11 protein-coding genes are annotated in these 10411 nt (G+C 63.0%); 4 read left to right on the top strand and 7 right to left on the bottom strand.

Going from position 1 to position 10411, the window contains the following annotated elements; translation table 11 throughout:
* Positions 1–88: 88 nt before the first annotated feature.
* The 4 genes from AC1DWZ_RS18505 to AC1DWZ_RS18490 form a co-directional block, all read right to left on the bottom strand.
* Positions 89–1294, bottom strand: a complete 1206-nt coding sequence (locus AC1DWZ_RS18505) for a trans-sulfuration enzyme family protein (RefSeq protein WP_477170409.1) — start codon at positions 1292–1294, stop codon at positions 89–91.
* 23 nt (positions 1295–1317) lie between these two features.
* On the bottom strand, positions 1318–2913 hold the full coding sequence (locus AC1DWZ_RS18500) for a lysine--tRNA ligase (protein ID WP_477170408.1): 1596 nt from the start codon (positions 2911–2913) through the stop codon (positions 1318–1320).
* Between the two features lie 145 nt (positions 2914–3058).
* Positions 3059–3994, bottom strand: coding sequence for an endonuclease/exonuclease/phosphatase family protein (locus AC1DWZ_RS18495; protein WP_477170407.1), 936 nt, complete (start codon positions 3992–3994; stop codon positions 3059–3061).
* A 20-nt stretch (positions 3995–4014) separates the two neighbouring features.
* Positions 4015–5115 carry an endonuclease/exonuclease/phosphatase family protein gene (locus AC1DWZ_RS18490; RefSeq protein WP_477170406.1) on the bottom strand — a complete coding sequence of 367 codons (1101 nt, stop codon included), beginning with the start codon at positions 5113–5115 and terminating at the stop codon, positions 4015–4017.
* Positions 5116–5331: 216 nt separating this feature from the next.
* Here AC1DWZ_RS18490 and AC1DWZ_RS18485 point away from each other — a divergent pair, with 216 nt between their 5' ends.
* Complete coding sequence (locus AC1DWZ_RS18485) at positions 5332–6102, top strand: DUF4344 domain-containing metallopeptidase (RefSeq protein ID WP_477170405.1); 771 nt, start codon at positions 5332–5334, stop codon at positions 6100–6102.
* 17 nt (positions 6103–6119) lie between these two features.
* On the opposite strand, the gene AC1DWZ_RS18480 is transcribed toward AC1DWZ_RS18485, so the two are convergent.
* From AC1DWZ_RS18480 to AC1DWZ_RS18470, 3 genes are read right to left on the bottom strand one after another with little or no spacing between them, the layout of a single operon-like run.
* A complete protein-coding gene (locus AC1DWZ_RS18480) occupies positions 6120–6479 on the bottom strand; it encodes a hypothetical protein (RefSeq protein ID WP_477170404.1) in 360 nt (119 codons plus the stop codon).
* Positions 6480–6527: 48 nt separating this feature from the next.
* Positions 6528–7295, bottom strand: coding sequence for an MBL fold metallo-hydrolase (locus tag AC1DWZ_RS18475; protein WP_477170403.1), 768 nt, complete (start codon positions 7293–7295; stop codon positions 6528–6530).
* A gap of 1 nt (position 7296) precedes the next feature.
* Positions 7297–8082 carry an enoyl-CoA hydratase-related protein gene (locus AC1DWZ_RS18470; RefSeq protein WP_477170402.1) on the bottom strand — a complete coding sequence of 262 codons (786 nt, stop codon included), beginning with the start codon at positions 8080–8082 and terminating at the stop codon, positions 7297–7299.
* 169 nt (positions 8083–8251) lie between these two features.
* On the opposite strand from AC1DWZ_RS18470, the gene AC1DWZ_RS18465 reads away from it, so the two are divergent.
* The 3 genes from AC1DWZ_RS18465 to AC1DWZ_RS18455 are packed head-to-tail and all read left to right on the top strand — an operon-like array spanning position 8252 to position 10340.
* Positions 8252–8656, top strand: coding sequence for a DUF423 domain-containing protein (locus AC1DWZ_RS18465; RefSeq protein ID WP_477170401.1), 405 nt, complete (start codon positions 8252–8254; stop codon positions 8654–8656).
* Positions 8656–9417: a lysozyme inhibitor LprI family protein gene (locus tag AC1DWZ_RS18460; RefSeq protein WP_477170400.1), complete on the top strand. Its 762-nt coding sequence runs from the start codon at positions 8656–8658 to the stop codon at positions 9415–9417. The genes AC1DWZ_RS18465 and AC1DWZ_RS18460 overlap by 1 nt, the downstream gene beginning before the upstream one ends.
* The gene (locus AC1DWZ_RS18455; RefSeq protein ID WP_477170399.1) at positions 9414–10340 is read left to right on the top strand and encodes a histone deacetylase family protein; all 927 of its coding nucleotides are present in this window, start codon (positions 9414–9416) and stop codon (positions 10338–10340) included. Before AC1DWZ_RS18460 ends, AC1DWZ_RS18455 begins: the two co-directional genes overlap by 4 nt.
* The last annotated feature ends 71 nt before the right edge of the window (positions 10341–10411 follow it).

The following is a 10411-nucleotide window of genomic DNA, read 5'->3' as shown; positions in this document are numbered from 1 at the left end:
GGGCGCCCCCCACGTCAGTCTCGTTCTCACAAATTTATCGCCCATGCCCCCACCCTACCCTCCCCCTAAAGGGAGAGGGAGATGTGCTTCACACGACCCCATCCAACGCCCGCTCGAGATCGGCGATGAGGTCTTCCGGCGCTTCCAGCCCGACCGAGAGGCGGAAGACACCTTCGCCGGCATAGCGGCGGTAATCGGCGGCAGCGGCGCCGTCGAGCTTGAAGGTCGATGCCATCATTTCCGCCGTGTCGAGATAGACGATGATGCTGCGCTGGTGGCCCAGCGAGAAGGCGTAGTGGATATAGCGCAGCCGGTCCGGCATCAAAGCAGCCAGCTGTTTGGGTTCCTTGGTCTGGAACGAGACGAGGCCACCGAAGAAATTCATCTGCCGGCGCGCAAGCTCTGCCTGCGGATGTGTGGCCAATCCCGGATAGCTCACGCCGATCACCTTGGGATGCGTGGTCAGATATTCGGCGATCTTCTGCGCCGTGGCACCCACCTGCGCCATGCGTGGGAACAGGGTGTCCATGCCGCGCAGGATCAGCCAGGCATTGCTGGCGCTCATCGCGGCACCCAGATAGACGCCGGCCAGCGACCGGATGCGCGCAAGATCCGCCTTGCGGCCGCAGAGAATCCCGCCCAGGGCATCACCATGGCCGTTGATGAACTTGGTCAGCGAATGAATGACGAAATCGACACCGAGATCAAGCGGCCGGGTGGCGACCGGTGTCGCCACGGTGGAATCAACGGAGACCAGTGCGCCATGGACTTGGGCGATCTTGGCGAGCTCAGCAAGATCGGTGAGGCGCAGCAGCGGGTTGCACGGTGTCTCAGCATGGATGAGGCGCGTATTGGGCCGCAGGGCGGCGCGCACGGCGGCAAGATCGGCAAGATTGACGGCACTCACCGCAATACCGAAGCCGGACAGCAGCCGGTCGGCCATTTCGCGCGCACCGGCATAGCAGACATCGCTGATGATGAGGTGATCGCCGGATTTCAGCGTGCCCAGGAACAAGGCGGCGATGGCAGCAACACCGGTCGCCGTCGCCATGGCTTCCTCGGCATTCTCGAGTGCCGCCATGCGCTGCTCCAATTGCCGCACGGTCGGATTGGTCCAGCGCGCATAGAGATAGGGCAGATCGACAAGGTCGCCGGCTTCCGCCGCCGAAAACGCGCCATCGCCGGGACGGAACGCGTTGTTGACCGACATGCTGATGTTGGGCGCAATCGCCCCGGTCACCGCATCGACAGCAAGGCCGGCATGCACCGCTGCCGTCATCGGTTGCGGTTTCATGCCGGGTTTTGCTGCTTTGTCGGTCATGCGGCGACGGTGCCGTCGAGCGCTTTGCGGATGAGGGCGGCCGATTCCTTGCGGCCATAGAGCGCAAAGAACGATCCCATGCGCGGGCCTGTCTCCTGGCCCAGCAGCGTCTCATAAAGCGATTTGAACCAGGCGCGGAGTTCCGGGAAGGGATGCTTCTTGCCGATCTCGAAGACGATGTTCTGGAGATCCTCGGCGGTGGCCGATTCCGGTGCCGCTTCCAGCGCCGCCAGCAGATCGCTCAGCGCCGTGCGCTCCATCTCGTCGGGCGTCTTGTACTTCTTATGCGGCTTCACATGGTCGCGATAATAGTTGATCGCATATCCCACCATCTTGTCGAGGAAGGGCGCCGACTGCGGGTTGGCCTGCGGCAGATAGCGGCTGACGAACCCCCACAGCGTATCCTTGGTCTCGGCATTGGCGACCGAGGCGAGATTGAGTAGGATGCCAAAGGACAAGGCATTGCGGGGAATACCGTTGCCGGTCACCGGCGGCTTGCCGTTATGGATATGCCAGGCCGGGTTCTCGAGCTTCTGTGCGGCGGGCTCGGATTCAAACTTCTCGACGAAGGTCAAATAATCGTCAACCGCCCGCGGGATTACGTCGAAATAGAGGCGCTTCGCAGCGCGCGGCTTCTGATACATGAACAAGGCCAGGCTCTCGGGCGGCGCATATTCCAGCCACTCTTCGACCGACAGGCCATTGCCCTTCGACTTAGAGATCTTCTGGCCTTTGTCGTCGAGGAACAGCTCGTAGTTGAATCCGTCCGGCGGGGGCGACCCCAATTCCCGGCAGATCTTGTTAGCGAGCTGCACTGAGGGAATGAGATCCTTTCCCGACATTTCATAATCCACATTCATCACATGCCAGCGCATCGCCCAATCGGGTTTCCATTGCAGCTTGCAGCGCCCGCCGGTGACCGGCGTTTCGACCTTCGTGCCATCCTCGTCCTGATAGACGATGGTGCCGGCCGCGGCATTGGTCTCGAGGATCGGCACCTGCAGCACGCGGCCGGTCTTCTGGCACACGGGCAGGAAGGGCGAATAGCTGGCCGCGCGCTCTTCGCGCAAGGACGGCAGCATGATTTCCTGCACCTGTTCATAATGGCGCAGCACATCGAGGAGCCCCTGATCGAAACGGCCAGACATGTACCAATCGGTTGAGGATTGGAATTCATATTCGAAACCGAATCCGTCGAGGAAGCCCCGGAGCATGGCGTTATTGTGATGCCCGAAGCTCTCATGGGTGCCGAAGGGATCGGGCACCAGCGTCAGGCGCTTGCCCAGATGCTCGGCCAGCATTTCCTGGTTCGGCACATTGGTCGGCACCTTGCGGAGTCCGTCCATATCGTCGGAAAAGGCGAACAGGCGTGTCGGAATATCCGAGAGGCGCTGGAATGCCTGGCGCACCATGGTGGTGCGCACCACCTCGCCGAACGTACCAATATGTGGCAGGCCAGAAGGACCATAGCCGGTCTCGAACAGCACATAGCCCTTTTTCGGCGGCGCGGATTTATAGCGTTCGACCAGCTTCTTAGCTTCTTCGAACGGCCAGGCACGCGCAGCTTGGGCATAGGTACGGTCGTCGGTCATCGTCTCTCTCGGGCGGAATGATAAAGAAAAGCCGCCGGAGACTAGGGATTCCGCCCTCCTGCCGCAAGCGCGAAAGGGCTCATAGCCGCTATGCGGGGTGCTCAGCACAGTGACAGGGCGCGCTGAGCGCGGGGGCAGGGCGCGCTCAGCGCGGCGGCAGGGCGATGGTGGCCACCAAAGGCAGATGGATCGAGCCCACGAACGGCCCGGCCGCCAGCGAGACGATCTGCAGCCCACCGCTCACCCGCACCTGGTCGATCGGCAGTTTCACCGGCGACCAGGCCGGAAAGGTGCCGGTCCATTGCGCGCCGGCAGCGGACATCGCGCTGGACAGACTTGTGAGGGCGCCTGACCAGGGCAGGGCATTGAAATCGCCGGCGAGGATGATCGGTCGCGGAATCTCGGCAAGCTCCCCGCTCAGCCGTTCGACCAGCCGCACCTGACGGCCGAATCCGGCCATCGGAAAGGGCCGGGGCAAATGCACCATGGCAAGGGTAAGATCGGTGCCGGCGAGCTTGGCATCGAGCACCAGCGCATAGGAACCCGGTCGTGCCTGCCGCACGCGGAGATCGTCAACCGTGGTCACCAACCCGGCGCGGACGAAAATGCCCATGCCGTCGGATGTCTTGAGGATCCACGGCCGGTAATCGGATTTCAGTTCCGGCAGAATGGCCGCCGTCTTCGGGCGCACCGCCGGATCTGGCATGATCTCCTGCTGCCAGCCCAGCGCCACATCGGTATCGTCGCTGAAATCGGGAATGAAGATGAGGTCGGGTTTCTCGGCCACCGCATAGGCCAGCGCCTTGGGGTCGGAACTGGGCAGCACGATAAGTTTGATCTGCCGCATGTCGCCGGCGATCGGTGCCTGCCCACTGGCCAGCCACGGTGTCAGCAACGCCAGCGAAAAGATCACCAGGACGATGCCGCTGCGCCAGTGCCGCTGCCACAGCAGGGCGGCCAGCAGGACAATCCCCATGAGCAGCAGCGGCAGGCGGAAGCCATCGATCACCACCAAATGCAAAGACAATGGCGCCAGCAGGACAGCCAGCGCCAGCACCAGCCACGGGCCCAACAGGAACATGGGGCCGGGTCGCCGTCGCCTCATTCTGTTGTCAGCGCCAGAATGGCTTCGACCGGCAGATGGTCGGAGCCGACATCGGGACCGGCCTCAAAGGAAACCAGGCGCGGCGACCCGCGCGTCATGACGTGATCGATGGGCAGGTGGATGAGGGCCGGCCCCCAGGCCGGCCAGGAGGGAACGAGGAAGCCCTGATTGTCGAGCCCGCTTTGCTGGCGGAGATATTGCTGGATGCGGCTCCAGGGCGCCGCGTTGAAATCTCCCATCAGCACCAGATTGGGGCCAAGTGCATGCAAGCCGGCAGCGAGATTCTCGACCTGCTCGGCCTGGGCGAGGCGCGGCAGGCCGTGCGGCAGCGACGTGCGAAAGGCATTGCCGGCGAGTTCGATTGGGGCTGCGTTCATCAGCGGCCAGGCGACATGGCTCACGGCAAAGGTAAGCGGCTTGCTGCCACCAGGCGGGACGACCTCGCCCCAGGCCAGAACAGGCATGGCCCCACCGACGCGCGCGGCAGCACCGCGCTGGAAGGGATATTTCGAGAGCAGCATCTCCTCGCAGACCTCGTCGGCATCGATGCAGTCGATGCGATAGGGATAGATCGCATCGAGCGGGGCCAGTTCCACCTTCCAGATCCGCGACATCTCCACCAGGCCGATGATATCGGCACCGCTATTGCTGAGATACTGGCGCACGGCATCGTAGGATTTGCCGCGGTGATGAACATTGAGCGAGATGACTTTCAGCGTGCCCGTTTCTGATGCGGCTGGGCTGGCTTGCGCCGCCTTATGGCCGGTGACGAAACCCGTGACGAAGCCTGGCCAATAGGGATGGATGGTCCATAGCTGGATGAAAGCGACACCTCCGACGACACCCAGCCAGCGCCAACGGCGCAGCAGGGCCGCCACGATGCCGAGCGCCGCAGCACCCATCAGGACCTGAAAAGCAAAATGCTCGGCCACCGACGCCAGCGGCCAGAACGGGTGCAGCAGCGGCAGAAAGGTGACGATCACCAGTGTGACACCACCCAGTGCCAGCCCGACATGGAGGCCGCGCAGAAAGGCATTCTTCGGCGGCCCCGCTGGTGCCGCCGGCTCGTCCATGTCGGGGGAAGCGATATCGGTCATGTAATCTTCTGGCACTGTCCCACCCACTTTATCTCTTTGGGGCCGGAATCTCCGGCTCTCCATAACGCAGTCTGTCCTTGCCTGGCTATATGCTGGGGCGGCATGGCGATATTGTGGCGTGGGACGTGCATTCCGAAGGCAAATCATGCCATGCTGCAACCATAACGACACGGAATTGCGGACAGATTCATGCGGGCGCGGCAATGTGTAGCGGTCATGACCGGGGCGACAGCAGCACTTTGGGCAGCCACCGCTGCCCATGCCACCGACATCAACGATGATGTCGTGCTGGGGGCCCTGGTGGCGGAATTCCACATCAGCGTGGCCGCTTCCCTGCTGCCGGATGCGCAAAGTACGTCCGAAAGCGGCGCTGCCGCGGCGGAATCGGAAGACGCCATCATCGGCGCGGTGCAGCTCATGCTGCTCACCGGCCTCACCGACCCGCCACCCGCGGGCGAGGTCGATCTGGGCAAGGCGCTGGATGCTTTCCTCGCCTTCGCCGCCACCCTGGATCCGGCCAAGGAAACGCCGCTGGCGCCCAAATTCGCCAAGCTCCTTGCCTGCCAGTTGATCGGCGCCGATCCGGTGGCCCATGCCGCCTTGGGCTCGACCTTGGGAATCGATGCCAAGGCAGCGGCCGACTGCGCCAAGGCCGAGGCCAAATCGGCTGCCATCTGGAACGGGCGCCTTGCTCCCTATCGCCGTGGGCCTGGCCTTACGCCACCTAAGGATTCCGGTCCGCTCTATGTCGAGATCGCCCCGGTGATCGACGCTGCCAACGAGGCGATCGCCGAATCCCTACGTGGCAACGGCCTCTATGACAGTCTCGCCGAACAGCTCAATGCGGAACTGGCGCTCCCCTATGCGCGCATGCTGCTGGTCACCGAATGCGGCGGCCCCAACGCCTTCTTCAACCCCGACCGCCGCGAAGTCGTGCTGTGCGACGAACGCATCGCCGCCTGGATCGCGGCCGTGGGCAAGGGGTAGGGAACTGCTCCAAAAGGCTACGGCCGATCGCCGCTCGATCTTGGCGTGAGCTTATTTTCTGCCAGAATTTTGGACCTGAAGCCAAGATAGCCGGTAAAAATCGCAATACCGACTAACGCGGCATTGGCCGGCACAGGGGCGACCGGGATGTTCACATTAATTATGACGAGCGCCAGGACCAAGATGAGTGTTCGCAACACATAGCAATATGGCTCTTTCGCATAGCGCGTTGCGTGTACAAGCAGTGCTGCGACAAGTGCAGCTACCGCATACCAAAGAAAATCTCTGCCCAGGCCAGAAAACGCACCAAAATATAGAACGAAGACAAGCAGAAATTCCTTGACGGTCCTTGTTCGCCGGTCGTCGGCTTGCTCCATCGTACGCACTCCCCTCATGCGATCATCGGCGCTGCTGCAGACGCATGATTACGCCCGCTTCTTCAAATACGCGTCGCACAGTTCCACCAGCCGCTCGCGGCCGAAGCTTGGATCATGGCCGGCATGGACCACATTGACCGGCAGCTCCCGCAGGCGCTTCATCGTGCGGACATAGGCTGGAATATCGGAATGTCCGAGCTCGTCGAGCAGCGGTCCGTCATAGAGCGCATCGCCGGAAAAGAGCGTGCCGGTCGCTTTCTCCCACAGGCCCATCGATCCTGGCGAATGGCCCGGGAGATGCAGCACTTCAAAGCGCCGGTCGCCGGTCTCCACGATATCGCCTTCCTCGACGATCTCGGTCACCTTGGCCGGATGCACCTTGTAGCTCCGCAAATCATAGTCTTTATGCGGAATGGCGGTAATGAGGTCGCTGTCGATCTGGTAGCCAGCGACCCGGATCATCAGCAGCTCTTCCTGGCTGAAATCCGAATAAAGCAGCGTGCCATCCTCGGTCGGCTTGCCGAGATTGTCGGCTTCCGCCTTATGCACCAGCGTGTGTTCGAATTCATGATGGCTGCCGATATGATCGGCATGGGTATGCGTCGCCACCGCCGTTACCTTCTTGCCGAACAAATGCTTCGCGGCCTCGGTCAAGCTGGCGATGCCCATGCCGGTATCGACGACAAGATCACGGTCGCGCCCGCGCACATGCCAGATATTGCACCGCATGAGCGGAATGACGTGCGGCTCCCACAACAGCGTGATGTCGTCACTGATGCGCTTCGTCTCAAACCAGCGGTCGGCGATGGGAAACATGTCAGAGTCCTTTGAATGTCGGGCGCCGCTTGGCAAGGAACGCAGCCAGCCCTTCCTGGAAATCCTCGCTGTCGGCGGCTTGCGATTGCAGTTCCGCTTCCAGCGCCAATTGCTGTTCCAAACTGTGATGGCCGCCGGCATTGAAGGCCTTCTTCATCAGCGCCAGCGCACGGGTGGGGGAGGTTGCAAGGCGCGCTGCCAGCGCATCGACTTCCGTCGTAAAGTCCGCATCGGGAATAGCGCGCCAGATGAGGCCGAGATCCTCGGCGGACTTTGCCGTCAGCTTCTCGCCCAGCATGGCAAGACCCATGGCTCGGGCCGGGCCGAGCAGCCGCTGCAGGATATAGGTGCCACCGGCATCAGGGATGAGCCCGATGCGGGCGAAAGCGAGATCGAACATGGCACTTTCGGTCGCAACCGTGATGTCGGCGGCCAGCGCCAGGGACATGCCGGCACCGGCAGCGATCCCATTCACCGCAGCCACCACCGGCAGGTCGAGGCTGCGGATCTGTCGCACCACCGGATTATAATAGCGCTCGACCGTGTCGCGGCAGACGCGGCCATCCTCGACCGCACCCTTGTCGGTGAGGTCCTGGCCAGCGCAGAAGCCACGCCCCGCGCCGGTGATGATCAGCACACGCGCCTCATCGTCGGCGGCGATGTCGGCCAGGGCATCGGAGAGATCGCCCAGCAGACTGCGCGTCAGCGCGTTGAGCCGCTGCGGGCGGTTGAGGGTCAGGCGGCGGATCGCGCCGTCCTTGGCACTGACGATATCTTGCTCGCTCATGATCGGAATGGCCACTCTGCGTTATGGGGAATCTGGGTTGCGGGAAATCCGATGAAACGGGATGGGCATCTGGTCGCAGGCAGGAATGATGCCATATCCCGCGCGTCATGCGATAGTTCTTCAAATGCCTGCATTCTGTAGGTATTTGGCTGGAACAAGTAGGTGACGCATGAGCAACTGGTTGGCGGCGGCAGGATTTCATGGGGTCATGGCGGTGGCGCTCGGCGCCTGGAGCGCGCATGGTGCAGAGGCGACATTGGCGCCGGCGGCCATCGAATGGGTCAAGACCGGCAGCGCCTACCAGCTGTGGCATGCAGTGGCGCTGCTTGGCATCGCCGCGCTGACGGTGCGGCAGCCTGGGCGACAATCTGTGCGTCTTGTCACAATCTCCGGCCTCGCCTTCGCCCTTGGCGCGCTGCTATTTTCGGGTAGTCTATATCTATTGGCCCTCCTGCCTTCAGCCCAGGGGGACGGGCCTCATTGGTCTGTTTACATTACCCCCGTTGGCGGCAGTCTCCTTGTTCTCGGATGGCTCATGCTGCTCATCGCCGGTTTGAAGAAGGGTACCGTTTGATGCGCCGTTCCGTTTTCATTGCTGCCGCTGTCACCTTGCTGCTTGCTGCTCCCGCATTGGCGCAGGATGCGCAGCCGAGCTTCGATTGCACCAAAGCCGCGACCCCGGTCGAACATGCGATCTGCAACAATCCGAGTCTCGCATCGCTCGATGCCGACATGGCTGCGTCTTATGCCGAAGCGCTCAGCCATTCCAGTGATGCCGAAACCCTGCGCCGCGAACAGCGCGATTGGGCCGCACAGCGCGGCCCCGCCTGCGGCATCATGCCCGGTGCCGATGACGATGTTGCTGACGTGAGTGCCGAAGGTCTCACCTGCCTCACCGATCTCTACCGTGCGCGCTTTGCGCAATTGTCGGACCCGGCGCAGAAGCAGGCTGAAGCCGATCCCGCGCGCCTGCTGACCGGCCTGTGGCAGATCGCCGAAGTGATCACGGCTGCCGACCCGGCCTTGACCAAGCCCGACCAGAAGGGTCGCCTCATCCGCCTCGACCGGCATTCGCTGGCGTCGCTGAATGGCGCCGGTTGTGCCGGCCCGACCCTGCAGCCCCTCACCGAAGCGCGCGGCCGGCCGCTCGATGCCGACGAGCAGGCCCTCATCGCAAAAGCCGATGCTGCCAGCAAGGATGGCAAGGACGGCATCGCCGGATTCTGTCTTGGCCGTCTGTTCGCCCTCTATCTGCCGGCGACCGATGGTTCGCTGCTGGTTGCCGATGCGGGCGCGCTCTATCGCCTGCAGCGCCTTGCTAGCGGGACTCCATGACGACCGGCTTCTACACGCATGCGGCGTGCCTGGAACATGATACGGGTCCGGGCCACCCAGAGCGTGTGCAGCGCCTCGCCGCCATCCTGCGCCTGATCGACGATCCCATCTATGCCGCCCTCGACCGGCGCGAAGCACCGCAGGCCAGCCGCGACCAGCTGGCACGCGTCCACACCCGCGCCTATATCGACGAAGTCTTCGCCGCCATCCCGTCGGTCGGGCGGGGCGAGCTGGATGGCGACACTGTCCTCTCGCCAGGTTCCGGTGAAGCCGCCTTGCGCGCTGCCGGTGCTGTTACGGCGGCGGTGGCCGCGGTGATCAAGGGCGAACTCAAGAACGCCTTCTGCGCCGTGCGCCCGCCGGGCCATCATGCCGAGCGCGACCTTGCCATGGGTTTCTGCATTTTCAACAATATCGCGGTGGGCGCTGCCGAGGCGCTCGACGCCTTCGGCCTCAAGCGCGTCGCTGTGTTCGATTTCGACGTCCATCACGGCAACGGCACACAGCACATCTTCGCCGGAGATCCGCGTGTGCTCTATGCCTCGACGCATCAGATGCCGCTTTATCCCGGCACCGGCGCCAAGCATGAGAAGGGTGTCGGCAACATCGTCAACGCGCCGCTGCCACCCTATGCCGGCTCGGAAGAGTTCCGCGATGCGGTCGAGGAAACCATCCTGCCGGCCATCGAAAAGTTCAAACCCGACCTGCTGCTGATCTCCGCCGGCTTCGACGCCCACCGCGCCGACCCGCTGGCCAGCCTGGAATTCGAGACCGAGGATTACGCCTGGGTCACCGACGAACTCGTGGCGCTGGCCGCTGCCATCTGCGACGGCCGCATCGTCTCGACCTTGGAAGGCGGCTACGACCTCAACGCCCTGGCCGAATCCACCGCCGCCCATGTAGCAGGGTTGCAGAAGGCGTGAGGCCTGCTCCTTCTCCCTCTCCCTTTAGGGGGAGGGCCGGGGTGGGGGCGGTTTCAGTCTTGCTTTGCACC

The organism is Dongia sp. P2_B8, assembly GCF_056404715.1.
Note: the sequence above shows the minus strand (reverse complement) of the source record. Positions and strands in the feature narration are given on the sequence as shown.

Excerpts from the sequence above, each read along its gene's own strand:
- AC1DWZ_RS18505 (WP_477170409.1), bottom strand. The coding sequence starts at position 1,294 with ATGAAACCGCAACCGATGACGGCAGCGGTGCATGCCGGCCTTGCTGTC.
- AC1DWZ_RS18500 (WP_477170408.1), bottom strand. The coding sequence starts at position 2,913 with ATGACCGACGACCGTACCTATGCCCAAGCTGCGCGTGCCTGGCCGTTC.
- AC1DWZ_RS18495 (WP_477170407.1), bottom strand. The coding sequence starts at position 3,994 with ATGTTCCTGTTGGGCCCGTGGCTGGTGCTGGCGCTGGCTGTCCTGCTG.
- AC1DWZ_RS18490 (WP_477170406.1), bottom strand. The coding sequence starts at position 5,115 with ATGACCGATATCGCTTCCCCCGACATGGACGAGCCGGCGGCACCAGCG.
- AC1DWZ_RS18485 (WP_477170405.1), top strand. The coding sequence starts at position 5,332 with ATGACCGGGGCGACAGCAGCACTTTGGGCAGCCACCGCTGCCCATGCC.
- AC1DWZ_RS18480 (WP_477170404.1), bottom strand. The coding sequence starts at position 6,479 with ATGGAGCAAGCCGACGACCGGCGAACAAGGACCGTCAAGGAATTTCTG.
- AC1DWZ_RS18475 (WP_477170403.1), bottom strand. The coding sequence starts at position 7,295 with ATGTTTCCCATCGCCGACCGCTGGTTTGAGACGAAGCGCATCAGTGAC.
- AC1DWZ_RS18470 (WP_477170402.1), bottom strand. The coding sequence starts at position 8,082 with ATGAGCGAGCAAGATATCGTCAGTGCCAAGGACGGCGCGATCCGCCGC.
- AC1DWZ_RS18465 (WP_477170401.1), top strand. The coding sequence starts at position 8,252 with ATGAGCAACTGGTTGGCGGCGGCAGGATTTCATGGGGTCATGGCGGTG.
- AC1DWZ_RS18460 (WP_477170400.1), top strand. The coding sequence starts at position 8,656 with ATGCGCCGTTCCGTTTTCATTGCTGCCGCTGTCACCTTGCTGCTTGCT.
- AC1DWZ_RS18455 (WP_477170399.1), top strand. The coding sequence starts at position 9,414 with ATGACGACCGGCTTCTACACGCATGCGGCGTGCCTGGAACATGATACG.